23 protein-coding genes and 1 tRNA gene are annotated in these 26212 nt (G+C 34.5%); 6 read left to right on the top strand and 18 right to left on the bottom strand.

The features are described from left to right. Positions 1-358: 358 nt before the first annotated feature. From ACN0U3_RS01750 to mscL, 6 genes are all read right to left on the bottom strand, one after another. On the bottom strand, positions 359-1903 hold the full coding sequence (locus ACN0U3_RS01750; protein WP_417264903.1) for an acyl-CoA carboxylase subunit beta: 1545 nt from the start codon (positions 1901-1903) through the stop codon (positions 359-361). 297 nt (positions 1904-2200) lie between these two features. Next, a complete protein-coding gene (locus tag ACN0U3_RS01745; protein WP_299202431.1) occupies positions 2201-2590 on the bottom strand; it encodes a hypothetical protein in 390 nt (129 codons plus the stop codon). A 146-nt stretch (positions 2591-2736) separates the two neighbouring features. Continuing rightward, positions 2737-3165 carry a hypothetical protein gene (locus tag ACN0U3_RS01740; RefSeq protein ID WP_417264902.1) on the bottom strand — a complete coding sequence of 143 codons (429 nt, stop codon included), beginning with the start codon at positions 3163-3165 and terminating at the stop codon, positions 2737-2739. 35 nt (positions 3166-3200) lie between these two features. Further along, on the bottom strand, positions 3201-3572 hold the full coding sequence (locus tag ACN0U3_RS01735) for a DUF1801 domain-containing protein (RefSeq protein ID WP_299202436.1): 372 nt from the start codon (positions 3570-3572) through the stop codon (positions 3201-3203). Further along, positions 3569-4537, bottom strand: coding sequence for a M20/M25/M40 family metallo-hydrolase (locus ACN0U3_RS01730; RefSeq protein ID WP_417264901.1), 969 nt, complete (start codon positions 4535-4537; stop codon positions 3569-3571). The genes ACN0U3_RS01735 and ACN0U3_RS01730 overlap by 4 nt, the downstream gene beginning before the upstream one ends. 415 nt (positions 4538-4952) lie before the next feature. Next, entirely contained in the window at positions 4953-5381 is a 429-nt protein-coding gene (mscL, locus tag ACN0U3_RS01725; protein WP_417264900.1) for a large-conductance mechanosensitive channel protein MscL, read from the bottom strand. A 310-nt stretch (positions 5382-5691) separates the two neighbouring features. On the opposite strand from mscL, the gene ACN0U3_RS01720 reads away from it, so the two are divergent. Together ACN0U3_RS01720 and ispG are read left to right on the top strand one after the other, a co-directional pair. Beyond that, positions 5692-5925, top strand: coding sequence for a GIY-YIG nuclease family protein (locus tag ACN0U3_RS01720; protein ID WP_417264899.1), 234 nt, complete (start codon positions 5692-5694; stop codon positions 5923-5925). A 234-nt stretch (positions 5926-6159) separates the two neighbouring features. Continuing rightward, positions 6160-8070: a (E)-4-hydroxy-3-methylbut-2-enyl-diphosphate synthase gene (gene ispG, locus ACN0U3_RS01715; RefSeq protein WP_417264898.1), complete on the top strand. Its 1911-nt coding sequence runs from the start codon at positions 6160-6162 to the stop codon at positions 8068-8070. A gap of 29 nt (positions 8071-8099) precedes the next feature. Here ispG and ACN0U3_RS01710 read toward each other — a convergent pair whose 3' ends face one another. The 12 genes from ACN0U3_RS01710 to ACN0U3_RS01655 form a co-directional block, all read right to left on the bottom strand. Next, positions 8100-8738: a hypothetical protein gene (locus ACN0U3_RS01710; RefSeq protein ID WP_417264897.1), complete on the bottom strand. Its 639-nt coding sequence runs from the start codon at positions 8736-8738 to the stop codon at positions 8100-8102. A gap of 154 nt (positions 8739-8892) precedes the next feature. Then, positions 8893-9573 (bottom strand): energy transducer TonB, encoded by a 681-nt coding sequence (locus ACN0U3_RS01705; protein ID WP_417264896.1) that lies wholly within the window; start codon positions 9571-9573, stop codon positions 8893-8895. A 48-nt stretch (positions 9574-9621) separates the two neighbouring features. Next, positions 9622-10005, bottom strand: coding sequence for an energy transducer TonB (locus tag ACN0U3_RS01700; RefSeq protein ID WP_417264895.1), 384 nt, complete (start codon positions 10003-10005; stop codon positions 9622-9624). 28 nt (positions 10006-10033) lie between these two features. Beyond that, positions 10034-10435, bottom strand: a complete 402-nt coding sequence (locus ACN0U3_RS01695; RefSeq protein ID WP_417264894.1) for an energy transducer TonB — start codon at positions 10433-10435, stop codon at positions 10034-10036. A 48-nt stretch (positions 10436-10483) separates the two neighbouring features. Continuing rightward, entirely contained in the window at positions 10484-10927 is a 444-nt protein-coding gene (locus tag ACN0U3_RS01690; RefSeq protein ID WP_417264893.1) for an energy transducer TonB, read from the bottom strand. Between the two features lie 102 nt (positions 10928-11029). After that, positions 11030-11563, bottom strand: a complete 534-nt coding sequence (locus ACN0U3_RS01685; protein WP_417264892.1) for a hypothetical protein — start codon at positions 11561-11563, stop codon at positions 11030-11032. Between the two features lie 148 nt (positions 11564-11711). Then, positions 11712-15386 carry an SNF2-related protein gene (locus ACN0U3_RS01680; protein ID WP_417265102.1) on the bottom strand — a complete coding sequence of 1225 codons (3675 nt, stop codon included), beginning with the start codon at positions 15384-15386 and terminating at the stop codon, positions 11712-11714. A gap of 349 nt (positions 15387-15735) precedes the next feature. Beyond that, positions 15736-16611, bottom strand: coding sequence for a class I SAM-dependent methyltransferase (locus ACN0U3_RS01675; RefSeq protein WP_299202474.1), 876 nt, complete (start codon positions 16609-16611; stop codon positions 15736-15738). A 30-nt stretch (positions 16612-16641) separates the two neighbouring features. Next, positions 16642-18507 carry a tRNA uridine-5-carboxymethylaminomethyl(34) synthesis enzyme MnmG gene (gene mnmG / locus ACN0U3_RS01670; RefSeq protein ID WP_417264891.1) on the bottom strand — a complete coding sequence of 622 codons (1866 nt, stop codon included), beginning with the start codon at positions 18505-18507 and terminating at the stop codon, positions 16642-16644. A 27-nt stretch (positions 18508-18534) separates the two neighbouring features. Then, positions 18535-18939, bottom strand: a complete 405-nt coding sequence (gene ybeY, locus ACN0U3_RS01665; protein ID WP_417264890.1) for an rRNA maturation RNase YbeY — start codon at positions 18937-18939, stop codon at positions 18535-18537. Continuing rightward, entirely contained in the window at positions 18936-19355 is a 420-nt protein-coding gene (locus ACN0U3_RS01660) for an ATP-binding protein (protein ID WP_417264889.1), read from the bottom strand. The genes ybeY and ACN0U3_RS01660 overlap by 4 nt, the downstream gene beginning before the upstream one ends. A 37-nt stretch (positions 19356-19392) precedes the next feature. Next, positions 19393-22731, bottom strand: a complete 3339-nt coding sequence (locus tag ACN0U3_RS01655) for a hypothetical protein (RefSeq protein WP_417264888.1) — start codon at positions 22729-22731, stop codon at positions 19393-19395. 250 nt (positions 22732-22981) lie between these two features. On the opposite strand from ACN0U3_RS01655, the gene gltX reads away from it, so the two are divergent. The 4 genes from gltX to ACN0U3_RS01635 all read left to right on the top strand — a co-directional run bounded on the left by gltX (position 22982) and on the right by ACN0U3_RS01635 (position 26042). Beyond that, on the top strand, positions 22982-24514 hold the full coding sequence (gene gltX, locus ACN0U3_RS01650; RefSeq protein ID WP_417264887.1) for a glutamate--tRNA ligase: 1533 nt from the start codon (positions 22982-22984) through the stop codon (positions 24512-24514). A gap of 21 nt (positions 24515-24535) precedes the next feature. Further along, positions 24536-24889, top strand: coding sequence for a dihydroneopterin aldolase (folB, locus tag ACN0U3_RS01645; protein WP_417264886.1), 354 nt, complete (start codon positions 24536-24538; stop codon positions 24887-24889). Positions 24890-24984: 95 nt separating this feature from the next. After that, a tRNA-Cys gene (locus ACN0U3_RS01640) sits at positions 24985-25055 on the top strand. A 165-nt stretch (positions 25056-25220) separates the two neighbouring features. Beyond that, positions 25221-26042 (top strand): universal stress protein, encoded by an 822-nt coding sequence (locus ACN0U3_RS01635; RefSeq protein WP_299202512.1) that lies wholly within the window; start codon positions 25221-25223, stop codon positions 26040-26042. Positions 26043-26212: the final 170 nt, after the last annotated feature.

The following is a 26212-nucleotide window of genomic DNA, read 5'->3' as shown; positions in this document are numbered from 1 at the left end:
ATGCATTTGTGGAGCATTAAAGTAGTAAAATGTTTTCGGTTGGGGGTTTTTTCGGTAAAAAAATGCTGTAGGCTTTAAGCTATAAGCTTATTTGTTTCCAGCGGTTGATGTTAAATCATGTCACCCCCTCTGGGGTTATTCGTAATCACATATATTTTTATCCAAGACGCTGCGGTCCCGGCTAATACATGTCGTCTCGCTGGGACTTATAAAGGATTATTTTTAAAAACTATCAGAATTAGAAAACATCTCGCTCATAAACATCTAATTAGAGCATTAAAAGAAAATAGAATATCAACAAATAGTGAACGCGATTGCTTAACTATCAGTAGGCATAAAGCTCAAAGCCTATAGCCGTTTACATCGGAATATTCCCATGCTTTTTCTTCGGCAATTCCTCCTTTTTATTTTCTAAAATTTTGAATGCATTTGCAACGCGGGTTCTCGTTTCAGATGGTAAAATCACATCATCAATAAAACCTCGTTCTGCTGCTCTGTATGGATTGGCAAACATTTCCGCGTATTCTGCTTCTTTTTCGGCGAGTTTTGCTGCTGGATCTTCGGCTGCTGCTATTTCTCTACGGAAAATGATTTCGGCTGCTCCTTTGGCTCCCATAACGGCGATTTCAGCTGTTGGCCAAGCGAAGTTGAAGTCTGCTCCGATGTTTTTAGAGTTCATTACGTCGAAAGCTCCTCCGTAAGCTTTTCTTGTAATTACTGTCACACGTGGAACCGTTGCTTCACTGAATGCAAATAATAACTTTGCTCCGTGAGCAATAATTCCGTTCCATTCTTGGTCGGTTCCGGGTAAGAATCCTGGTACATCTTCGAATGTTAGTAATGGAATATTAAATGCATCACAGAAACGCACGAAACGCGCTCCTTTTCTTGAAGAATCGATGTCTAAAACTCCGGCTAAAGAAATCGGTTGATTGGCAACAACACCAATTGTTCTTCCTTCGATACGTGCAAAACCAACAACAATATTCGTTGCAAAATCTTTGTGAACTTCACGGAAAGACTCATCATCAATTACTTGGTCTATCACCTCACGAATATCGTAAGGCATGTTGTTGTTTTCTGGTAAAATAGATCCAATTGTTTCTAATTTCTTTGTGTCAAATTCAAACTTCTCTTTATGAGGCGCCAAAGACTGCCAGTTTTGTGGCAAGTAGGTCATTAAATCACGTACTTCTTTTAAAACTGTTACATCGTTTGGACTCGTAAAATGGTTAACCCCAGATTTTTCAGCATGTGCTTTTGCTCCTCCTAAGTCTTCTGAAGTTACTTCTTCGTGGGTTACTGTTTTTACCACGTTTGGTCCTGTTACGAACATATATGAAGTGTCTTCTACCATGAAAACAAAGTCTGTTAAAGCTGGCGAATAAACTGCTCCACCGGCACAAGGTCCCATAATTACACTCAATTGTGGAATTACTCCTGAAGCAAGCGTATTTCTGTAGAAAATATCTGCATATCCCGCCAATGAAACCACACCTTCTTGGATACGTGCCCCACCAGAATCATTTAGTCCAATAATTGGCGTTTGACTCTTCATGGCTAAATCCATGATTTTACAGATCTTTTCTGCGTAAGTTTCAGAAAGCGAACCTCCTAATACGGTAAAATCCTGTGAAAACACATAAACTGGTCGACCATGAATTGTCCCGTAACCTGTTACTACTCCATCTCCAGGGTATTTTTGTTTGTCTAAACCGAAATCTTTAGAGCGGTGCTCTACGAACATTCCCATTTCTTGAAATGAGTTTTCATCCAATAAAAGCGTAATACGTTCACGAGCAGTTAGTTTACCTTTTTTGTGTTGACTGTCAATACGTGCTTGACCTCCACCTAACTTTGCTTCTTCGCGTTTTTCTATTAACTTTTTATTGATGTCTTCCATAGTTTCTTTTTTATGTGCTTTCTTAGATAGGGGTTAAATATCGGAATTTTCTTTAGAATGGGAGCAATAATGATTAATGGTTAATTATTAATTGTTAATGCGGTCTGGGTGTTTGTAAGGCTGTAATGATAATCGTAGATGCTGAATGAATAATGGTTAACGTGGAAATGTAAAGAATTTTGTGTTTTTGAAAACAAGAAAGCCGAAATATGCACAATAATTTAGTAGGCCAATTTTTTGTCAAAAATTAATGATCTCCGATGCTTATTTAGTAAAAGAACTGTTTAAATGAATTTTCTAGTCTACCCTTCGCATCCACAACACATAACTGGCTTGATTACTCGTGCTGTTAATTTCAAAAAACTCTTTCGCTATAATCTCACCGTAAGTATTGAAGTCACGAGAAACATTACCTGAAATATCTCCAAACTTTGTTCCGTATAAAGAGATCTTCTTAAAGTTTCCTGAGTCATTTAGCAAATAAAACTGCTCATGATTATTGTAAGTATAATTGCCATCTGATAGGAAGACCAAGGTGTCGTTCAAAGGAATAGGGTTTGCAGTGGTTGATTCTTTATATTGCCATATTTCCCATGTAGTTCCAGTTAACTCATTTTCTTTGAGTGTTTCTTTTTGACAGGATACTGCAAAAAATAATATTGAAAAGAAAAGTACTAGTGCTTTCATAAATATCTACTTAAGTTCTATAATCGATCACCAAATATCACGCCAGTAAAGGCAACTTCCTAAAGTTATGATTTGTTCTAATCTGTTATTTACTTATATCACTTAACAGCACCTCAATCAACTCATTGATCTCTTCATTTTTCATTTTAGTTACACAAAAAATCGGTCTTTCTCCCCCCACCTATAATTAGCGCTCCTTTATGTTCGTCTTCGTAACCAATATTACGAATTGAATAATCGATTGAATCGGGTGTTTTAACAGACGTACTACCGTCTTTAAACCAACCATAATCAGCAATATATTTGATTTGGTCTTTGTTAAAAGTGATTGTTTCTTTTCCATAGGTGTTCCATAAGGCCATTCTCAAAATATAAAACCCCATTATTCCAAAGAAAAAGACACCCATCAAAAACCCAATATGAAATCCATTACCGAGTGAAATGTACATCAACATTCCTGCGAGTGGCATTATAAAAAACAAAATAGCCACAGTAAAAAATATTATTCTAATGAAAAGAGGAGACTTTTTAACTTTTAAAATCAACTTATTGCCTTCGATTTGATATTGTTTCAAGATTCTAGTTTTTGATGAATAAACGGTATTGAATTTTATCCTTTTGTCGGTATTATGCCTTTTTTATAAAGATCTAAAGCACTGTCTAAAATACGTTCGATAGTTTTTATCGGTAAATCTTTAGTCGGATCAATGTTTAGTGTTTTCATTCGGGTGCGATTTCCTTGGTCTAACTCTGGGAAATCTAAACGCAATCCTTCAACCATAAGTAAGTAGGGTTGATTGGTTTTTTTATCTATCATTAAGAAACAAAACATTCTGTTCTTATAAGAGAAACAAGGGGAATTCCACTTGATCGATTCGGTAATCTGTTCGTCTTGTTCTAAAATGATATCACGCAAAACGAATAAGCAACTCTTATTGGGTTCTTCCTTATTCATGTAGTAATCGTGGAGTTTTTCGTTCATTCTAATAACTTTATACTGGATTCAGTTTCATTTAAAAGTCCAGATAATCCAAGACTTAAATCTGTAATCAGGTAATTCATATGTGTAAAATCTTGATGTTGTGTTTCGTCTTTAACATGATGATAGTATTCATAATTTGTGAAATTAAAAGTACAAATTGTTTGCGAAGGAATATTTAATTCTGTGTAAAAAGGATAATTATCGCTTCTTTTAAACAACTCCATTTTTGCTGCTTCTGGGGAAAAACCTAAAACATTTTTACCCGAATAATGATTGAATCTATCGGCCATAGTACTCATTTTATATCCAGTTAGAAAAGCAGAATAATCTACATTTTTTAATGGAACGCCCACCATTTCGATGTTAAAAACAGCATAAATTGGTTGATTCATACTTTTAAATCGTTGGGCCAAATGTTTTGAGCCCAACAAACCAATTTCTTCCGCTGAAAAAAGAACAAACATGATACTTCTTTTTGGAGGATGAGTAGCAAAATATTTTGCTAACTCTAACACAGTTGCAACACCAGAAGCGTTGTCATTTGCACCGTTGGCAATAGAGTCTTTGGCTGATTTACCTCTGCCACTAAATCCAATATGGTCATAATGCGCTCCAATGATAAAAATATCATCTTTTAGTTTTTCATCAGTTCCTTCTAAAAAACCAACAACATTATACCCGTACTTGGATTCAATTTTAAAACTGTCTCGATAGCTCGAAAAAAACGGTTTTAGTCCATAAGACTTAAACTCATCGCTCAAATAAGTTGCTGCTTTATTAATTCCTTCAGTTCCAGTATCTCGTCCTGTTAATTCATCTGAAGCCAAGTAAGAAACATGACTTTTTATAGACGCTTCCGTGGTGATGTGTTTTACCTCATCAAGACTTTTACTTTGTGATGTTTGTTTTAAATTCGCACACCCCGTTAAAGTTAGAATACCAATAAATAAGAAGTGTTTTTTCATAACTCTAAAGATAGGAAACTGTTGGGAATATGATTATTCTTTATAAACTTCAACTCAATGTTTGTCCCAGAAGCAGTATTCCAACACTCCCACGACTACGGCAGATAAAATGAAGATTGTCGTTTCCATTTGGTGAAATTCTATTCTGATTTTTGATTTAAAATGATTTCTCACAAAACTATTGAAATCCCACGACTACGAGATGAAAACCCACGACAACGAGATGAAATCTCGCTGTAGCGTGGATTTTAGGATGTCTAAAACTAAATTCAATTAATAAAATCTATTCGCCTCAAGTTTAAGGAGAATAACTTTTATATTCACCACAAAACTATTCTACTCCCTAAATTTCAAATAGTTATTACGAAAAAAGCCCCGAATAATCGAGGCTTTTTATTCTGTAAGTATTTTTCTATTATTGTTTCTTCAATAGATCTCTAATTTCTCCCAAAAGAACTTCTTCTTTTGATGGTGCTGGCGGCGCAGCTGGTGCTTCTTCTTCTTTCTTCGCCATTCTGTCTTTCATTTTGTTGTACATTTTCACAACCATAAAAATGGCAAAAGCAACAATAATAAATGTAATTACTGTATTGATAAATGCACCGTATGTAATGGCAACTTCTGCGGTTCCGTCACCAACACCTTCAGCAGATTCAGCAACTTCAGCTTGAATTACATACTTCAATTCTGCGAAATCAACTCCTCCCAGCAGCTTTCCTATTGGAGGCATAATAATGTCATTGACTAATGACTTTACAATAGCTCCAAAATAAGTAGCCATGATAAGACCCACGGCCATATCGATTACATTTCCTTTGGCAATAAACTTTTTAAACTCTTTCATAATTAATTGATGTTAGTTAAATATTACTACTAAAATATTCTAAATTTTTGTTTTATCATACTTTATTAAAAAAATGTGGGTTGTTGATTTACAAGACGTTGTGACTTAAAAACTTCGGAGATTTCCATTTCGGCTCCGGTAGTGACTCTTGACTTCGAGAGCCTCCACTTCGGTTCTGCTCAGTGAGCGGCAATTTACGATAATGAAAGAAATACTATAACTAAAGATAAAAATTCTTATTATCTTAAATGTGAAATTGATTTGATTATCGAAAATTCACTGAATTATAAAATCAAAAACTAACCACTAAATGAGTAAAGGATATATGTATATTTTAGAGTGTTCCAACGGAAGTTACTACACTGGTAGTACAAAATATTTAGATTTAAGAATAAGGCAACATCAAAATGGAGAAGGAGCAAATCATACTTCAAAGTTTTTACCTGTAAAATTGGTTTACTTTGAAGAGATTAATCGAATTGATCATGCTTTTTACCGAGAGAAACAAGTACAGGTTGGAGTAAAAATAAAAAAGAGGCGTTGATAAAAAAGGATTTCAATAAATTACATTCCGAAGCGAAGTGTAAAAATAATACGAATCATACGAACTTTGACTCCACACAATAATCTTTTCAACAAAGACAAAACTATGGCGGCTGAGCGGATTATTGAGCGGAGCCTCTGAGTTGGCTGAGCAGATCCGAAGCCAACAATTCTTTGTTTTATTTGTCTTCTAAAGAGTAAAGAATATACTATTTTTGTTTCAAACGCATTTAAAATGAAATATTGCAATGATCCGTTTAATCGTACGCGATTAAAAACTCAAGAGGTTAACGTAGGAAAACTAGGAATAGGAGGGGAGAACCCGATTCGAATTCAATCGATGACCACAAAAGACACCATGGATACCGAAGGTTCTATTGAGGAAGCCATTCGAATGATTGATGTGGGTTGTGAGTTGGTGCGTTTAACAGCACCTTCGAAGAAAGAGGCCTACAATCTAGCTGAAATCAAGAAAGGACTGAAAGAAAAAGGCTACGATACACCTTTGGTGGCTGATATTCATTTTACACCAAATGCGGCAGAAATTGCTGCTGGAATTGTAGAAAAGGTAAGGGTGAATCCTGGAAACTATGCAGATAAAAAGAAATTCGAAGAAATTGAATACACCGATGATAGTTACCAAGCCGAACTAGAGCGTATTGAAGATAAATTTACGCCTTTGGTGAAGTTGTGTAAGGAAAACGGAACGGCAATGCGTATTGGAACCAATCACGGTTCACTTTCTGATCGAATTTTGAGTCGTTTTGGTGATACGCCGGAAGGAATGGTAGAATCTGCAATGGAGTTTATTCATATTTGTCAGAAAAACGATTTCCATGATTTTGTTATTTCAATGAAAGCAAGTAACACTTTGGTGATGGTGCAGGCATACCGTTTTTTAGTCGCGAGAATGTTGGACGAAGGTAAAGTTTATCCTTTGCATTTGGGAGTTACAGAAGCTGGAGATGGTGAAGACGGTAGAATAAAATCTGCTGTTGGAATAGGAGCCTTGTTAGAAGATGGATTAGGGGACACTATTCGTGTTTCATTGACCGAAGCGCCAGAAGCGGAGATTCCTGTAGCTGAAAAATTAGCGCAAAACTACAAAGAAGATGGAATTCAAGAGTTTAAGGGCGACCACCAATTGCCTTATAACCCATTAGAATACAAAAGAAGAGAGGCGATGGAGATTGCGAACATTGGTGAGAAAAATCCTCCTATTGTCTTTTCTGATTTAAGCGAAAAAGAAACGATTTCTCAAGCGAATTTCTTCGGTTTTGGATATAATTATTCAAAAACTTTAGACAAATGGACAATGCAAGATTTGGCCGTCGATTATGTTTTTATCGGCGACAAATCAGTTGATTTTGAAATTCCAGGAATGTTGGGTGTTGTTGCAAATGCTGAAAATTGGGAGAAAAACTATTCAAATAAAAAACACTTTTACCCTTTATATAATGCGATTCCAGAAGGTGGATTCAAACATAAAACGTTGAACTTTTTAGAATGGAATCCAAAAAACACAGCAGAAATTGATCAAATTCAATTCTTAAATGACGTCGTTTTAATTCTTGAAGCACCAAGTGAGAATTTCACGCAAGTGATGCGTAATTTCTACCGTACATTGGTGTTGCACAACATTGATTTACCGGTAATTTTAAAACACACCACCTCAACTCAAGACTTAGAAGCATTTCAACTGTGGCAATCTGCTAAAATTGGAAGTGTTTTAATTGATGGATTTGGTGATGGTATTTGGGTGAATTCTACAGAAAAAATCTCTCCACAATTGGTGAATACAACTAGTTTTGGAATTCTTCAAGCCACGCGAACACGAATTTCTAAAACAGAATATATTTCTTGTCCTTCTTGCGGTAGAACCTTATTTGATTTACAAGAAACAACTGCAAAAATTAGAAAACACACTTCTCATCTGAAAGGATTAAAGATTGGAATTATGGGTTGTATTGTGAATGGTCCAGGAGAAATGGCCGATGCCGATTATGGGTATGTGGGAACACGCCCTGGGAAAATTCATTTGTACAAAGAGAAAACTGTTGTCAAAAAGAATGTACCCGAAGCAGAAGCGGTGGAGGCTTTGATTGAATTGATTAAAGAGAATGGTGATTGGGTAGAGCCGAGGTAGGAGCCATAAAAAAAGATTACAATTAAGCCTTAATTTTCGATGAGTTTACCTTTAAACTCTATCATTCCTGATTGGGATTGTTCTTGTAGCTTTAACTCACAAAATGATATTTGTACTTTTCCATTCACCTTATTTAAATGGACGAGTCTTTCGTTATAGTCAGCAGGTCCGGTATAGTTTTCAGATTTGTAATCATAATAAGTGTCATAATTAACTGGATAAGGCAATGAATTTAATCTTGCTTCAACGAATACTTTATTGTGATCAATGGAATTAAAGGTTGATGGATAGTAGACTTTGAAGAACTCGGGAGTTTGATTTAAAAAAACAAACCTCATCGTATCATTTTGGTTATTGGTAGCTAAAAAAACAAAATTTCCATTGGATACAAATGTTTTATTGTTAGTGAATACAATGTTTGAGTTGGCACCAGCAATTTGATTATTTGAATAAAAAGAACAACCTGGGCTAGTTAGAAAACAAGGATCACAAACCCCTCCGCAATCAACTCCCTCTTCATTGGCATCTAAAACACCATTGGTACATGAGGACCCTACGATATAGTTTGAAGGAAGCTTTACTGGCTCTTCTTTATTGCATGAAACTAATATTAAAGAGCTAATAACTAATAAAGTTAGGACAGAGAGAGTGGCTTTTTTGATATTCATTGTGTAGTGTTTTTAGCCTTGATTTCTTTTGCTTGGCTTGGTATTAATAGGAAACAAATATATAATTAATTAAGCGAATGACTCCAACAGACAAAAACTATTGATTTTAAGACAGTAATTGATTCATTAAATATCTTCAGATGTATACCCTTTTCTACTTGAAACTAAGGGGTAGAACAAACCTTGATCTTACTTGCTTTCCCTCATTCATTGCTGGTATCCAGTTTTCCATTTCCCTAATTAAACGCGTTAAATCTCTTTTCAACTTTTCTGAAATAACTCCTGTTATATTAATTTGTTCTGTGGTACCATTAATATTCACAACAAATTCAACGATGATATCTGCTTGTTTATAATTAGTTGAAATCACTAAAGGTGAATTTAACTTTTTACGAATTAACTTATTTATGCCTTTTTCACCCTTTTTAAAGAAAGCAAGCTTCTCAGGGTTTTCAACAATATTAGAATCATCTTCTAAAATAAAATTAATTGGAATTTTGCACCGTGCTCTAACTAATTCGCCTTTATGAATAGCGGGAATCCAATTCGGCATTTCACCAATTACCCTGATTGCTTCTTTATCTATTTCACGTGAAACACCACTTAAAACTTTGATCTGCTCCAATGAACCATCTTTGTTTACCACAAACTCTAAAACAACTTGACCATAATCGCCTAGTTCCATTGATATTTCAGGGTATTCGATGTTATCCATTAAGAATTCTTTCATTGCCTTCACTCCACCAGGAAATTCAGCATTTCTTTCAGACACTGGTTTTTTTTGAGAAAAAATAAAAAATGGTAGAAGACAAAAAAGAATAAAAACTGATTTCAAAATAATATTTTTTGTAGTGTTATATGCTTCAAATATAGATAAAAAAATTTATTGAAAATGTATCGAGAAGGGCAATAAAGCTCTAGACCTTACCTTTTTTCCCTCAACTTCTGCGGGAATCCAATTCGGCATGTTTTTTACTAATTCAATGTATGCATTGTCTAATTCTTTAAGACCTTCTTTTCTAACTATTACTTGTTCAATTGAGCCATCAATATTGATAATAAATTCAACAAATATTCTTCCATTTGGAACAGTTTCAAATTCAATTTTTGGGTACTCTAAATTATCAATAATGAATCTCTTCATTTCAGTTGGCCCTCCAGGAAATTCAGCCTCAATGTCAGGATAAAGTACAATTGTTGTATCGATTTCTTCTTGCGAAAAGAGCAAAAATGGAATCAGGAGGCAAAATGTTAATATTGTTTTCATGACTGATAGTTAAAAAATGCGCATCAAATTACTTCTCTTTCGAGAATTCAAATACAACTGGAATCCTACATTTTATATCTATTTTTTCTCCGTTCAATACTGCAGGAGTCCAATTCGGCATGCTTTTAACAAACCTAACAGCTTCTTCATCCAATTCGGCTGAAACGCCTCTGACAACCTCAACATCTTTGATTTCGCCCTCCTTGGTTACAATAAAATCGACATAAACTCTACCTTGATTTCCAAGTAATTCAGCTAGCTCTGGATATATTAAGTTCTCTTTGGTAAACTTTCTCATTTCATCATTACCACCTGGAAACATTGCATTAATTTCTGGAATATTGTTAGTCTTTTTTTCTGATGAATTTGCTTTTTCCTGTGAAAAAATAAAAAATGGCAGAATGAAGATGATTGCTAAAATTGTTTTCATGAGTAGTAAATGTTGAAATGTAAATTGGTGGTAAATATAAAAAAACAATCAATAAGGTCTAAAGTTAACTGGAAAACGAACTATAGATTTCGTTTTTCCATCCTTATTTTCTGCGGGAATCCAATCAGGCATGTTATTAACTACTCTTAATAACTCTTCATCTAACTCCTCCGATATTCCTTTTAAAATTTTTGCATCCTTTATTGAACCATCAGTATCCACTGTAATTTCAACGAAGGCTCTTCCGTAAGGTGATTCACTTGTAAGTGATTTGGGAAATTGAAAATTCTCCTTGATATATTTGTTCATTTCTTCCGGTCCTCCTGGAAAAGAAGCTTCTGGATAGCTAATAAACTTTACAATATGCGAAGTGTCTTTTTGAATAGAAATCGTGTCGCAATTACCAATAGTTTCAGAAATAACAGGATTTCCACTTTGTGAAATGAGTATGAGTGGAGCAAAAAAAAGCAATATTAAAACAAGTCTTTTCATTGATTAAAATGTGAAAATTCATCTCTTAACTTATAGCTAATGAATAAGTTCAAAATATGATTAGGTGAAATAATTAGTAATTAATCCGCTCACATCAAATTTTTACATTTTATCAATTATCACATTCGCCAATTGAGCAGCTTTATCGATTCTGTCTTGCTTACCTTCTGGACTTTCACTACTAGAATCGTTGTATAAAGAAAGGTAGAAAAAATAACCATCAGCAACAAAACGAAGTTGACCTTTTTCATAATCACTCCATGACGCCTTGTCTCCAACTCCTTGAACAGTTTCAAGATCGTATTTATTATAATTTGATTCATTCTGTTTTTCCCATGTTTTATTTACCTCAGCGGAACTTTTCTGATCCCATTTTGCTTTTGTTAACCTTATGGTATAATTGATATCGTCGGCTGTCCATTTGTAATAACAAATCTGATCAAGATTTTTGTCTTGTTCAATTTCTACCCCACTATTAAGGTTAAATACTGAACGAATATCATCTGTGCCGATCATTAAACAGAAGTCAGTACCATTAAACTCTCCTTTGGAATTATTGACGCTTTCTCCACACGAAGAAAAAAGAAAAAGAAGAGTGATGATGATTAAATATACAGGTTTATCTATTGCTTTCATAGTCAGTTAGTTTAGAAGAATCTAAATAGAATTGTTTATAAATCAAAATAAAAGCTCGGTTTAGTGAGTTTCAATGTTGTTAAGCCTTATTACCTTAGTTGAGGTTTGCTGCGTTTTGGGTGTTGTACGGACGATTTGCAAATCGTCCCTACGACATCCCAAAAAACATCTCCACATCACCCTTATCAAACGATTTTTTCTCTTTATCCACACGAATCACATCCGCGGCAACGGTTTTCTTTTTGTCTTGCAATTGAACAATTTTCTCTTCTATCGTGTCTTTACAAATCATACGATATGCCATTACTTTTTTGTCTTGACCAATTCTGTAACAGCGATCGATTGCCTGACTTTCTACGGCAGGGTTCCACCACGGGTCGATTAAATAGACATAATCTGCACCTGTGAGGTTCAAACCTGTTCCCCCAGCTTTTAAACTGATCAAAAAGACGCGAATCTTATCGTTATTTTGAAAGTTATTGACCTTTTCCTCACGATTACGGGTCTGACCATCCAAGTATTCAAAAACGATTCCTTCTTGCTCTAAACGGGCTTTAACGAGGTGCAGCATTCCAACGAATTGAGAAAAGACCAAAATCTTATGGTTATTTACTTTTTCGGTTAAATGACGCACCAATTCATCCAGTTTTGCCGATTCATTTCCGTAGTCTTTTTCCTTGTCGGCAAGAGCTGTTGAATTACAAATCTGACGCAATTTTGTTAATCCTTGCAAAATATACATTTGCGATTTATTGATACCATCTTGTTCAATTTGCTCATTTAATTTTTGTCTGAAATACTCTTTGTAATAGTCATATACTTTACGTTGGGCTTTTCCCATTTCGCAGTAAATCACCACTTCCGTTTTCGTTGGCAGTTCTTTGGCTACTTGCGTTTTTGTTCTGCGTAAAAGAAATGGATGAATCATTCTGGCCAATAAATCAGAAGTGTATTCATCTTGATCTTTGTCAATAGCCTCTGAAAATGTGGATTTAAAATGCTTGATACTTCCAAAAATTCCTGGATTCAAAAAGCTAAACTGACTGTATAAATCGAAAGTATTGTTTTCAATGGGTGTTCCTGTTAACGCTAGTCTGTTCTTGCTTTTCAACAAACGAACCGCTTTAAACCGTTGAGATTGCGGATTTTTAATGGCTTGACTTTCATCCAAAATCACATAATTGTACTCAATTTTAATATGTGTTTCTATATCCTTGATCATAGAACCATAAGTTGTTAAGACTACATCATGTTTAGGGATTTCATTAACTAGTTCTGCTCTATTTGGACCGATAAAACTCAGTACTTTTAAACCTGGAGCGAATTTTTCCAATTCAGCAAGCCAATTAAACATCAAAGAAGTTGGAGCGACAACCAAATGGGGCAGAGGAGAGCTGTCCTTTTTTGGTAAATTTTTCAGGTATTGTATAAAAGCAATGGTTTGAAGCGTTTTTCCTAATCCCATATCGTCCGCTAAACAGCCTCCCAATTGATTTTCATGTAAGAAAACCAGCCAGTTTAGTCCTTCTTTTTGATAATCTCGCAAAGTGGCCTTAATTCCTTTTGGTTTCGGAATGGCTTTTAAATCTTTGAGATTTAACAAACGTTTTTTCTTCTCGTGTAATTCTTGTAAAAATTTAGGTGTATTTGTTTCTTCTTCATACAATTCATCTATGATATTAAATTGAAAATTAGAAATCTCAATCTTGTCCTTCTTTACATTTCCAAGTTTGAAATACTTCTTATACTTTTCAATCCATTCTTTCGGTAATATTCCAATAGTTCCATCCTTCAATTCAACGTAATTCGTTTGCTTAATTATGGATTTTTGAATTTGTTTTAAGTCCGCAGTTTGACCACCAAAATCAACCTTTATATCCATGTCAAACCAGTCAGTGCCAGAGCTTAAGCCAATTGAAAAAGAAGGTTTATTCAAATTGTATTTAATTGATTTTAAATCATTTAACCCAAATATTCGTATCTTTTTATTCTTTAACTTATCTAAGGTTTCCATCAACCACATAGATTCTAAAGCCTCTTCAACCGTTAAATAAAAATAGTTTGATTGTCGTTCAAACTGCGGATGCAGCGCTTTAAATTCAGCTAAAAATTCAGCTTCAAAATCTTCGTCTCGTTCTTTATAAGTTAAGGCCTTTTTATCCTCCCATAATTTTTCTTTAGTTCCAGGAGAAACCAGGGATTCATCATATTTGACAAGGGGTTGTAAAACGACGTATTGTCCCTCCTCATCCGACAAATAAACGTGTTTTTCAATTTCAGCCTCCTCTTGCATTTTAGCAGCTTTTATCCCCGAAAAATCAACCTCAAAAACCCGAGATAAAGGTTCAATTACGGAATTCATAAGGTCATCTATCCCTTTGTGAACAACATTCATTTGAGGTTTCTCCATTGCTTTTAAAATAGAGAAAGCAATTTCTGCGTTTTTAAAAGGAAAAAAGAATTCATTGAATGCAATTCCGAAAGGAGCAATCAACAATTTATTAGAAGAAACACTATAGGTTTGATTTTCAATTCTAATTTTAAAATCGAGCTGATAGAAGGGTTTTTTGTCGGTAATTTTTAAAACAGGCCCTACTTCATCCTTTCTTATTGTTAATTCAGTACAATGTTTTTTAACGAAAGACTTATGTCCTTTATGAAGGTATATAGTTTGCTCAGGATTACTTTCTACAATAGCAGAGAACATTTTTATCTGTTCTTTTACCACATCAATTCTATAGTTTAAATGGCGGTTATTACTATGATTTTCAGATAGTTGAATCCCATTTAAAATCAAATCTTTGTATCGGTTCTTATCAACTTGTGACAAGGCATCAGCAAAATTATAGTCAGAAATCACCTTAAACTTAGTGTTCACTTTTGTATTCGTTTTATCCATTTTCCCCATAAAAGGGAACACCTCTTTAATTCTATTTTTAGATTTTTCTAAACCAATAGCTACTCCATAGACCGCGTTGTCTTCTGAATGTTCTGGAAGAAAAAACTCCTTTCTATCCTCCTTAAAAAGTCCGAATAAAGAATCATTGGAGCCCACAATGTTGCTAATTTTCTCTTTCACCTTAACGCCACTAGTAGAGATTTCCATTTCAAAAATATCTTCGAATTCCAGAAGTCCATCAAACTCTGAACTATTCATTGTCCTTTGTTTAAAGCGTTCTTCAAAATTCTCTGTGAAATAATCTTTACCGAATTTCTTAAAGAATTCTTTAAGAAAAACCATCTTATGGGAACAATTTGTCATTGTTTTACAGGAACACTTTAAAGCCAAAAGATCATTGGCTCTATTGTACGTCATCGATAGTTGATAATCATCACGGTAATCTTGATAAACCCCTTCAATTCTATTTTTATTAATTGAAGTAAAAGTAAGGGGACTATAATAGTTCGTTCTGGAAGAAAATTCCATTTTATTGAGTTCATCTACATCAATAATTCCGTGATCATGTGGGATGGTTGTAGTAGGGGAGATGAAGGTTTTTTTTTCAATCATTCGAATCAAATCAATGTCTTCACTTTCTATTAATTCAATTAACTTATTGAGTGAAGCCACCTGATGTTTACAAATTCCAGCACCATTATAAGGGCAGGAACATGAAGATTTGATGTTATAATAATTATGTAAATCCAAGAATACATCATAGGGATCAATTTGTGACCCGCTGCATTCAAACAATAACTTGTTGGCGTTATTAGAGATAAGCGATGGATAATATCCAAAAGCTCTTCCAATAACTTCAAATCGTGCATTCTTATTAATATACTGCCTCAGTTGATCAATTATGATTTCATTTTGACTTAACATCAATTTTTAAAATTTAAAATATTAATGATATAGAAGATAGGTTGAGCATATAGTAATTTTGAAACCATAAAATAATGTTCAAAGGTACAAATTGAATTTTGGAGTCTGATGAGGCAAGCCTCAAAAAGTTAAGTTAAGCATCTAATTTTTCAAAAAAGAGAGAAAAACCCAAAAAAAACACCCATCAAAAATCTCTGATCTCTATTTTTTAAACACCAACCTTCAGAACAAACAAAAAACACGCTAAAAACAACCTTAAAATGCAAAAACCAAGCTCGCGCTTGGTTTTTTAACATCATATTCTCTTTAATGGATCTCAAAAAATATAATTTCAAAAAATGGATAATTTTTAATTCCTTTTTTCAAAAACATACACTTGACTTGAGTAACCATATTTTTTCGCTTTTCGATTAGAGATAAATCCACGTATCACTCCAAGCAATGCTATTCTTTTTTTATATTTTTCAGAAAGCATAGAGACATAGTACGCATCGTATTTCATAGGAATGACTTTTTTAAGATCAAAGTCAAAATCTAAAAGCAATCTTGAAATATCGTTTTGTTTAAAATGGTAGAGGTGACGAGGCACATCATAGGCTGCCCAATACTCTTTATAGAATCTTGCATCATGAGCATTCATATTCGGAACAGCAATAAATAACTTTCCTCCGGTTCTTAGAATATCATTGATTCTTTGCACATCTTTTCTAAGATCATAAACATGCTCTAAGACGTGCCACATAGTAACAACGTCAAAACTATCCTTTTCAATATTGTACAGTTCCTCTTGTGAACTACTGCGTACTTCATTGTTTTTATGCGCATAATCTCTAGCGTCTGCATCGGGCTCTAAACCTATTCCTTTAAATCCTTTTTTATTTACGGCTTTTAGAAAATGACCGGTTCCAGACCCTATATCTAACAATTCTCTTCCATCAGTAGCGTTTTTAATCCACTTGACTTTTTGTTTTAAAGTGATTCCCCGTACAATATTATAGAGGTAGTTAATCAGTCCTTTATTACTAGAGCTATGAGAAATGTAATCTTCAGATTTATAGTACTGACCAATCTTTTCTGCTGCTGGAATAGGATTGGTAAAATGAAAACCACAAGAATCACATTCAACAATATTGAATTTTTCTTTGGTAATCATATGGTCTGTTACTTCTAAAAAAGGACTAAAATCGTTCTTTTCACAAACCGGACAACTTTTAATGGAATTCATTTTCTATGATTTAAACTGTTTCACGTGAAACTATCGTCCCAAATATATCAAAAGAACATTCACATCACTAGGAGAAACTCCACTAATACGTGAAGCTTGTCCAATTGTTTTAGGAGAAATTTCTGAGAGTTTGTTCACAGCTTCGGAAGACAAACTACTTAGCTTAGAAAATTCGATATCTTCTGGAATTGTAACATCTTCTAAACGGTTTAACTTATTTGCAACATCCTGTTCCCGGCTAATGTACCCATCGTATTTAAGCTGAATTTCGGCTTGTTCTAAAACTTCTTTAGAAAGTCCATCTGTTAGTTCACGAAGCTTCGAACTCATTTTCAACATTTGTTTCATTCCAAGATTTGGTCGCGTAATGAGTTGAGTCAACTTTACTTGTTGTTTAATAGGCGAGGAACCATGTTCTTCTAATACAGGATTTGCTTCATCAGGTGTTACACCAGTTTTTAGCAACTTCTTTTTTACATACTCGATATCGTTTATCTTCTGCTTCACTTTTTCCATACGTTCATGACCTATCATTCCGATAGCGTGAGCGATAGGAGAAAGTCTTAAATCGGCATTATCTTGACGTAATAATATCCTATACTCCGCACGAGAAGTAAACATTCTATACGGCTCTTCCGTTCCTTTTGTGATTAAATCATCGATTAGCACGGCAATATATGCATCTGAGCGATTTAAAGTAAACACCTCTTTACCTTGAACTTTACGGGCGGCATTAATACCAGCCATCAAACCTTGACAAGCTGCTTCTTCGTATCCCGTTGTTCCATTAATTTGACCCGCAAAATACAATCCTGAAATCAACTTTGTTTCTAAAGTATGTTTTAATTGAGTAGGAGGGAAGTAATCATACTCAATGGCATAACCTGGTCTAAACATCTTTACTTTCTCGAAGCCAGGAATTGTTTTTAAAGCTTCCATTTGCACCTCTTCAGGTAGACTTGTACTGAAACCGTTTACATATATTTCTATGGTATTCCATCCTTCTGGTTCAACAAAAATTTGGTGACGTTCACGTTCGGCAAAACGCGATATTTTATCTTCAATACTCGGACAGTAACGCGGACCTTTAGATTTAATGGCTCCATTAAACATTGGACTACGGTCAAAACCAGTTCTTAGAATATCATGCGTTTTTTGATTGGTATAAGTAACATGACAAGGTCGTTGAGTCGTTAAGGCTTCAGTTTCATCAGTAAAACTAAACTTACTGGTTATTTCATCACCGCCCTGTAATTCCATTTTAGAATAATCAAGAGACCTTCCATCTACACGTGGTGGAGTTCCTGTTTTCATTCTTCCAGATTCAAAACCTAACCGAACTAAATCTTCAGTAATTCCTGTTGATGCACCTTCTCCAGCACGACCTCCTCCATATTGTTTCTCACCTAAATGAATAACGCCATTTAAGAAAGTACCACTGGTTAAGATTACAGTTTTACCTGTAATCTCCATACCCATTCTGGTTTTAACACCCGTCACAACACCATCCTTTGTTGTTATACCCACAACCATATCTTGCCAAAAATCAACATTTGGATTAGACTCCAACATCAACCTCCATTCCTCAGCAAAACGCATACGGTCATTTTGTGTACGTGGAGACCACATCGCAGGACCCTTACTCATATTTAACATACGGAATTGAATAGCGGTTTTATCTGAAACAATTCCGGACCCACCTCCTAAAGCATCAATTTCTCGTAAAATCTGCCCTTTTGCCACACCTCCCATTGCAGGATTACAAGACATTTGGGCAATAGTATTCATATTCATTGTAACTACAAGGGTAGAAGCACCAAGCTTCCCAGCTGAATTTGCAGCTTCACAACCTGCATGTCCAGCACCTACAACAATAACATCATAATCTCTCAGCATAACACATTTGTTTCACGTGGAACAAAATTACAACAGTGTTAGATAGTAATCCTCCTTTTTTCGCATTATTTCGATTTCTTTTTCAGTTTTATCGCCATAACCACACAAATGCAACAATCCGTGCACTAAAACACGATTCAATTCTGTTTCACGTGAAACATTATAATTTTTCGCATTGTCGTTAACACGATCAATACTAATCAACAAATCTCCACTAATAAAATCCATTTCACAATAATCGAAAGTGATAATATCGGTATAATAATCGTGTTTTAAAAAGGATTTGTTTTGTTCCAATAACCAATCATCCGATCCTAAAACGACAGTTATATTACTTAGAGTTTTGCCTTCGTTTTCCACGACCTTAATAAACCATTCTTGTATATAATCCAGGTTTATTTCTGGAACCTCTATGAATTCGAATTCAATCATTTCTTAGTAACAAAGGTAAGGATCACTTTAGCTCCATTGTTTTCAAAAGCGACTTCATCGGCAAGCGACTTCATAAGGAATATTCCACGACCACTTTCTTTTTCTATGTTTTCTGGCGCAGTAGGGTCGGGGAGGTTATCATAAGAAAACCCTTCTCCATCATCGGAGATGGTGAACCTTAATTCTTTTTCATTTTCAAAAATACTTATCCTTACTGATTTAGAGTTGTCTTCTAAGTTCCCATGTTGAATCGCATTGTTTACTGCTTCTGTTACAGAAATCAAAATATTGCCATAATGATCTTCATGTACATCATAGTTTTTGCAAACATCGTCTATTAATGTTTCTGCAATCCTTAAATTTTTAAGGTCCGACGGGAATGATACGGACTCAATTTCTTTATAGCTTGTTTCCATCAAAGTATATTATCAGAGATTGAGGACGTACCAAAAGTTAATTAACATTCAAAAAATAAGCGTTTGCTTTCTCTTTGTAATACTTACTAAATGACGGATCTAGCGTACGTAATAACTCAATCTGTTTTTCTTTCTGCTTCTTATACTCCAAAAACTCAATTTGGTTACCAATATTTTGATCTTTTCCTGAATTACTTTCTCTTTCTTCATCAAGTCCCCTTTCACGCATTGCATTTTCACTTTCTAAAAGTCGTGTTAAAATTTCTTGTTGACGATCGATTAGTTCAGGACTCCATTTTTTATTAATCAAATCTTCTTCTTGTTTTTCGAGTTCCTTGATTAGGTCGTTGAGTTTGTTTCCGTCACCACTTCCGTCTTTATTCATTTGCTCTCTAAGTTCTTGAAGCTTCTTCTGAATAGCACTTTGTTCAGCAGCCATTTTTGCGGCTTGTTGTGAATTCATTGGTAACATTCCACCTGGTTTTTGTCCCGGTTGCTGACCTCCAGGATTTTGACCTTTTTTCATTTGTTCTAGCTGCTTTTTAAGCATCTCTTTCATTCCTTCCATACTCCCAGGTTTCCCTTGACCGGGTTTACCCTCTCCAGGTTTACTGCAACTACCATTTCCTTCTTGCTGACTCTTCATTGCTTGTTGTGCACTTTCCAAAGTCTCGTTTAAAAACAAGGCTAAATTATTGATTCCGGTCATGGCAAATTGTTGTTTAGTGGCCAATTGCCTATGTTCTCGTTCACCAATATGAGATGGAATATACCTGTATTGTTTTTCTATATCACCTAATTCTTGTTCTATAAAAGAGGAGATTTTAGGCACACGATCTGCAAGGGCTCTTAAACTATCCTTCACTGGATTCAAGTTGTCAATTATACCTCGTTGTTGTTGTCCAAGTGTTACGAAGTATGGATCATAAATATCTGTGTTTTGAAAAGCCAACATGTTTTCTTCTTGATTAAAACTAAGTCGCATTAAGTTTTCCAGTAAGGCACGCATTGCTTTTAAATCTTCACCATCTTGCTCTTCCTGACTTTTTTTCATTTGAGCTTGTAGTTGAGCAGCTGCTTCTTCCATTTTTTCACTTGCCTTTTTCTGTTTGTCTTTGGCAGATTCATTATCACCTTCTTGAATATCTTCTTTGGCGCCTTCCATATCTTCAGATATTTCTTCACTCATTTCATCCATGCCTTCGAAAGACAAAGGACGTTTTAATTCATTGTTTTTATCCAACATTTCTTGAAGGTCTTCTTTTACTTTTTCAAACTTTTCGTTTAGGTCTTTTTGTTTATCTTGAGCTTCTTCTTTATTTAAACCATTGTCTAAATCTTCTTTTAAACGGTCTTGATCATTAGCTAATTGTTCAAGTGACTTCTGTAAATCTTCAACACGCTCTTCAACATCCATCTTCTTTAACATTTCCATGGTCCGATCCAATTGGCGTTCCATATCTTCGGCAGACATTTCAGCGTTTTCCATTTTTTCCAATACATTTTTATCTGTATTGTTTTTCAACATCTCTTCAAGTTCTTCCAGTAATTTTTTTAATTCTTCATCCATTACCGAGTCGAGTAACTCTTCTAATTGCTTCTGTTTTTCGAGTAACTTTTCATCCATTGGACTCAACTTAGACTTCTCTTCAAAAGAAGATTTCATTTGATCCTTGATCTGTTTAATTCTATCTTCTAAAGACTTTTGCTGTGCTTGTAAACTTTCGACTTGTTTCTGCTGTTGCCATGAAGTGTTTTTAGAATTCGCAATCTCTTTTTTAAGACGCTCCATTTGTTCTTTAAATTCTTGACTTTCGCGAATCAAATCTTTTAAATCTTCCCTTGCTTTATCTTTTTCTTCACTGCGTTTTTCTTGTAATTCTTCTAAAGAAGGGCTTGCATATTGAAACACATTAGATTTCGTAGCTTTCGATCCATTCACCCCATCATTGTCATAAACAGTAAAGAAATACGTAACCCTATCTTTCAATTCTAAACCTAGTTCATCCAAATTAAAAGTCATAGAAAAAGGAGATTGTTTTCCATCAATTCCAGGAACTGAAATGCTCTTGTTGATTTTTTCTCCAGAAGCTTTTTCTATAGAATAGGTAAATACTAAACGAGACAAACCATGGTCATCACTTACATTACCATTAAAATATATTTTGTTTTTTGATAAGGAATCTGTTCGACTTTGCACCGTAATATTTGGATATTCATCTTTAATAATATCGATATGATATAAGTTAGTGTCTAGACTTAAAAGTTCATTGTTCTCTAAAATAAAAAGAACATCTGAGGATTGTCTTGCAACATGTGAAAACCTAAACCCAGGATTATCGATGAATTCATAGATGGAATCTGAAAGCACAACAGATAATGATTTAGAATTCTTCGTTAAACCATTCCATGTAAGTTTTGCTCCATCAGGTAAAATTAAATCTCCAGGATTCTCTATTGTTTCATTAGCACGATTTAGGTATTGGGGATAAGTTATATCAACTTTTAGATGACCTAAAGAGCTACGTTTAACAACTTTAATTAAATGTTGTTCTGATTGTGCTCTTGTCGCTTTAAAGTTAAACGATAAATCTTTATTTAAGTTTTTAAGGGTATAAGCAGCTTCATTATTGCTTGTTTTATTCATTAGAAAAGTACCTTCATCACTTTCTAAATAAACACGGTCAGGTAATGCTTTCCCAGGAAGAGGGGTGAGTAAAACTTTAATTTCTATTTCGTTTCCTTCTTCTATGACTAAATTTTCGTTTTGCAATTCAAAAGTAAAATCTGGTGCGATTTCGAAAACCTGATTGTATTTGATTAATCTTTGAGTACCTTCAGTAAAATAATTGGGTACCATAATTCCGATTAAAACAACGGTCAACAAAATCGGAACAAAATACTTTAAGAATTTTTTATTCGCAGAATAATCTATGGCAGAAGAAAAGGTAAGATTATTCAGTTGACTCGCATTTTGCTGTATACTTGCTTGAATAAGTTCAATATTCTGAGGATTTGTTTCGGTAGCATCACGAAGCTGGAGCGTGTTCAATAGTTTGTCATTAACTTGAGGAAAAAAATCACCAATAATTTGGGCTGCTTGGTATCTGTTTATTCGTTTGCCAAAAGAAAACAATTTAGCGACGGGAAGAATAAAATATTTAATCAACACGTATGAGTTCAAAGCAAGAAAGGAAAAGAATAAAACCGCACGTATCAATGAGTTAAAATGTCCCAAATATTCAAGGCCTGAAACAATTAAAAAAGTAAAAAGGAAAATGATAAAAAAGAGCAAAAGCCCTTTAATCATTAAGTTTTTGTAGTATTTACGAATAAACGCATCTACCTGAGTTAATAAATCATCAAAAGTTCCCATTCTACACTGTAATTAATACCAAAAGATAATGTAACTATAAAATTACGAATTGTAGGACTAATACAGGTATAATCAACGGATAAAAGCGAGATATGTTGCTATTGGACCGTCGAAAAATCAAAAAACAAAATAGGCGTTAGGCATTTTAAGGTATAAAAAAAGAAAAAAACATAAAATAAGACTCTTTTTTGAAGGAAGAATGGATAAAGGCTAAGGAATCAATTATCTTTGCCTAAAAATTAAGAAGATTATGTCAGATAAGTCAGTTCGCGTTAGGTTCGCACCATCTCCAACAGGACCACTTCATATGGGTGGAGTACGTACCGCTTTATACAATTATTTATTTGCTAAAAAACATAATGGTACGTTCATTATTCGTATTGAAGATACAGACCAAAATCGTTTTGTAGAAGGAGCAGAGGAGTACATTTTAGAAGCGCTAAAATGGTGCGGAATTACTCCTGATGAAGGCCAGGGTGTTGGTGGAGATTATGGTCCGTACAAACAATCCGAGAGAAAGGAAATGTACAAGCCTTATGCTGAGCAACTGGTTAAGAACGGAAAAGCATATTATGCTTTCGACACGGGAGAAGATTTAGACAAAATGCGTAAGCAAGCGCAACAAATGAAAATGCCGAACTGGCAATACAATTCTGTAACAAGGTCATCGATGCAAAACTCATTGACTTTACCAGAAGATGAAGTTCAAAAAAGATTAGAAAATGGAGATCCTTACGTGATTCGTTTCAAAATGCCACGTAATGAAGATGTTCGTTTTGAAGATAAAATTAGAGGTTGGGTTGTGGTCAACACCAATAATTTGGATGATAAAGTATTGTATAAAAGTGATGGGATGCCTACTTATCATTTGGCCAACATTGTAGATGACCATACCATGAAAATTACGCATGTAATTCGTGGGGAAGAGTGGTTGCCATCAGCTCCTTTACACGTTTTATTGTATGAAGCTTTTGAATGGGAAGCTCCTACATTTGCACATTGTCCTCTTTTGTTACGCCCTGACGGGAATGGTAAACTTTCTAAAAGGGATGGAGACCGTTTAGGCTTTCCCGTTTTTCCAATTGACTGGATTGCAGCCGATGGAGAGAAGTATTCAGGATACCGAGAGAAAGGATATCTATCAGGTGCATTTATTAATATGCTAGCGTTCTTAGGATGGAACCCAGGAACGACACAAGAAATATTTTCACTAGAGCAAATGATTGAAGCTTTCTCATTAGAAAGAGTAAGTAAGGCAGGAGCAAAATTTGATGCTGACAAGACCAATTGGTTTCAACAACAATATTTGCGTGCAGAGTCTCCTACTACATTGGCAAAAATGTTGCGTGAAAAAACAGGTTCTGAATTGCAAAATGTAGCAGATGCTTATTTAGAGCAAGCGTGTGTATTAATGAAGGAACGCGCTACATTTGTTGAAGATATCTATACAGAAGGAAAATACCTTTTTGAAAATCCAATAGAATTTGATGCAAAAACAGTAGCTAAAAAATGGAATGAACTGGCCGAAGAATTAATGTTGGAGTGGTCCAATAAACTAGAAGCTCTAAACACTTTTGATGCTGAAAACATTGAAAAGAGTTTTAAAGCTTTCTTGGAAGAGAAGGAACAAAAAATTGGTAAAGTTCTTCCTGCCTTTCGTTTAGTTTTAACAGGAAAAGGAATGGGACCGAGTATGTTTGAAATAGCAGCTCTTTTAGGAAAAGAGGAAAGTTTATCTAGAATGAAAAATAACATTCCAACAATCAAAGGACTAAAGGCATAACTTTCAAAAGAACAATTGAGAATGAAACATACAATTGAAGTAAACGGGATAAAGCTATATGCTTTTCATGGCTGTTTAGATGAGGAAGGAAAAATCGGTGGACACTACACGGTTGATGTTTCAATTACAACTGATTTTACAGCTTCTTTTTCTTCTGATGAATTAGAAGACACTATAGATTATGTTGCTATTAACTCGATTGTTCGGGAAGAAATGGCCATTCGGTCAAAGTTAATTGAACATGTTGGGTACCGTATTTCGCAACGTTTGAAACAAGAGATCAAAGGTATACATTCATCAAAAGTTAAAGTTATTAAACATTGTCCCCCTATAGGTGGAGATGTCGATGATGTAGCAATTATCATTGAGAACTAACGAATTAGATTTCAATTTTTATAGGACACTTATTGTTTTTAAAGATTATTCCTTTTAGAAGAAAAATAATTAGTATATTTGCGGTCCTATAAAATGGTCCTGTGGCCGAGTGGCTAGGCAGTGGTCTGCAAAACCATCTACAGCGGTTCGAATCCGCTCGGGACCTCAAAGAACCCTTGACGATTAAAGTTAAGGGTTTTTTTATGCCTAAATTTAATTCTTGATTATAAGTCTATTTCAAAATAAATAATTATATTGAACTGCTAAAAATTGTAACTGCTTGAAACAATTGTGTATTTTTGCAGTAGACTATATAAACCATATACTAATTATGTCCGACAAAAGTTTTATCGTTCCTCACGATTTTTCAGAGGTTGCAGATTCCGCTTTAAACCATGCGATTATTACTGCAAAAGTAGTAGGTGCTAAGATCTACGTTCTTCATGTTGTTTCAAAAAACAAAGACATTTCTCAAGCAGAAAGTAAACTAAAAGAAATTGTCGAAGCACATAAAAGTTCTAAAATTGAGTTGATTCCTAAAGTTAGAGTAGGAAATATCTTTGAGGATATTGGAGATTTTGCTGCAGAACATCACGCAGAATTAATTTTCATGGGAACTCATGGTGCTTCAGGATGGCAACACATTGCTGGATCACATGCTTTGAAAGTAGTTACCCATTCAACAGTTCCATTCATTATTGTACAATTGAAATCAGTTGGTGAAAGTGGATATGATGATATCGTAGTTCCTTTAGACTTACATAGAGAAACCAAACAAAAGTTAGCGATTGTTGCTTCTATGGCTAAATACTTTAAATCTAGAGTTCATGTCATTACACCAAATGAAACCGATGAATTCTTGAAAAATAAAGTAACCGCCAATATTTTATTTTCTAAACGTTTCTTTGAAGAACGTGGAATTGAAATGACTGCAACTTTAGCCCCAAGCAATGGTTTTGATAAAGAAGTAGTGAAATTGGCGGTTGAAAAAGACGCTGATTTAATCGCTATTATGAACCAAAACAAAAGTAACTATCTAGGAGCTTTCGGTTCAAACTATGAACAATATATGATTACTAATGATGCTCAAATTCCTACACTCGTGGTGAATCCAATTGAAACACCTTACGGAAGTAGTATTTTGTTTTCATAAATAAATAACATTCAAAAAATTAAAGACCGTTCAATACGGTCTTTTTTTTGTTTCAATAAATTTAAAAAACTTAAATAAGGGAAGAAAATAAGCTATACGCACTTCCTTTGATCATGTGTATACTAGTTACCAAAAAAGTATTTAATACCTCGTTTAAACGCAGTTAAAAT

Source organism: Brumimicrobium sp. (genome assembly GCF_048268645.1).
Classification (GTDB): domain Bacteria; phylum Bacteroidota; class Bacteroidia; order Flavobacteriales_D; family Crocinitomicaceae; genus Brumimicrobium; species Brumimicrobium ulvae.
The sequence above is the reverse complement of the archived record's forward strand: the minus strand, read 5'-3'. Positions and strand labels throughout refer to the sequence as shown.

Excerpts from the sequence above, each read along its gene's own strand:
- ACN0U3_RS01750 (WP_417264903.1), bottom strand. The coding sequence starts at position 1,903 with ATGGAAGACATCAATAAAAAGTTAATAGAAAAACGCGAAGAAGCAAAG.
- ACN0U3_RS01745 (WP_299202431.1), bottom strand. The coding sequence starts at position 2,590 with ATGAAAGCACTAGTACTTTTCTTTTCAATATTATTTTTTGCAGTATCC.
- ACN0U3_RS01735 (WP_299202436.1), bottom strand. The coding sequence starts at position 3,572 with ATGAACGAAAAACTCCACGATTACTACATGAATAAGGAAGAACCCAAT.
- ACN0U3_RS01730 (WP_417264901.1), bottom strand. The coding sequence starts at position 4,537 with ATGAAAAAACACTTCTTATTTATTGGTATTCTAACTTTAACGGGGTGT.
- mscL (WP_417264900.1), bottom strand. The coding sequence starts at position 5,381 with ATGAAAGAGTTTAAAAAGTTTATTGCCAAAGGAAATGTAATCGATATG.
- ACN0U3_RS01720 (WP_417264899.1), top strand. The coding sequence starts at position 5,692 with ATGAGTAAAGGATATATGTATATTTTAGAGTGTTCCAACGGAAGTTAC.
- ispG (WP_417264898.1), top strand. The coding sequence starts at position 6,160 with ATGAAATATTGCAATGATCCGTTTAATCGTACGCGATTAAAAACTCAA.
- ACN0U3_RS01710 (WP_417264897.1), bottom strand. The coding sequence starts at position 8,738 with ATGAATATCAAAAAAGCCACTCTCTCTGTCCTAACTTTATTAGTTATT.
- ACN0U3_RS01700 (WP_417264895.1), bottom strand. The coding sequence starts at position 10,005 with ATGAAAACAATATTAACATTTTGCCTCCTGATTCCATTTTTGCTCTTT.
- ACN0U3_RS01695 (WP_417264894.1), bottom strand. The coding sequence starts at position 10,435 with ATGAAAACAATTTTAGCAATCATCTTCATTCTGCCATTTTTTATTTTT.
- ACN0U3_RS01690 (WP_417264893.1), bottom strand. The coding sequence starts at position 10,927 with ATGAAAAGACTTGTTTTAATATTGCTTTTTTTTGCTCCACTCATACTC.
- ACN0U3_RS01685 (WP_417264892.1), bottom strand. The coding sequence starts at position 11,563 with ATGAAAGCAATAGATAAACCTGTATATTTAATCATCATCACTCTTCTT.
- ACN0U3_RS01680 (WP_417265102.1), bottom strand. The coding sequence starts at position 15,386 with ATGTTAAGTCAAAATGAAATCATAATTGATCAACTGAGGCAGTATATT.
- ACN0U3_RS01675 (WP_299202474.1), bottom strand. The coding sequence starts at position 16,611 with ATGAATTCCATTAAAAGTTGTCCGGTTTGTGAAAAGAACGATTTTAGT.
- mnmG (WP_417264891.1), bottom strand. The coding sequence starts at position 18,507 with ATGCTGAGAGATTATGATGTTATTGTTGTAGGTGCTGGACATGCAGGT.
- ybeY (WP_417264890.1), bottom strand. The coding sequence starts at position 18,939 with ATGATTGAATTCGAATTCATAGAGGTTCCAGAAATAAACCTGGATTAT.
- ACN0U3_RS01660 (WP_417264889.1), bottom strand. The coding sequence starts at position 19,355 with ATGGAAACAAGCTATAAAGAAATTGAGTCCGTATCATTCCCGTCGGAC.
- ACN0U3_RS01655 (WP_417264888.1), bottom strand. The coding sequence starts at position 22,731 with ATGGGAACTTTTGATGATTTATTAACTCAGGTAGATGCGTTTATTCGT.
- gltX (WP_417264887.1), top strand. The coding sequence starts at position 22,982 with ATGTCAGATAAGTCAGTTCGCGTTAGGTTCGCACCATCTCCAACAGGA.
- folB (WP_417264886.1), top strand. The coding sequence starts at position 24,536 with ATGAAACATACAATTGAAGTAAACGGGATAAAGCTATATGCTTTTCAT.
- ACN0U3_RS01635 (WP_299202512.1), top strand. The coding sequence starts at position 25,221 with ATGTCCGACAAAAGTTTTATCGTTCCTCACGATTTTTCAGAGGTTGCA.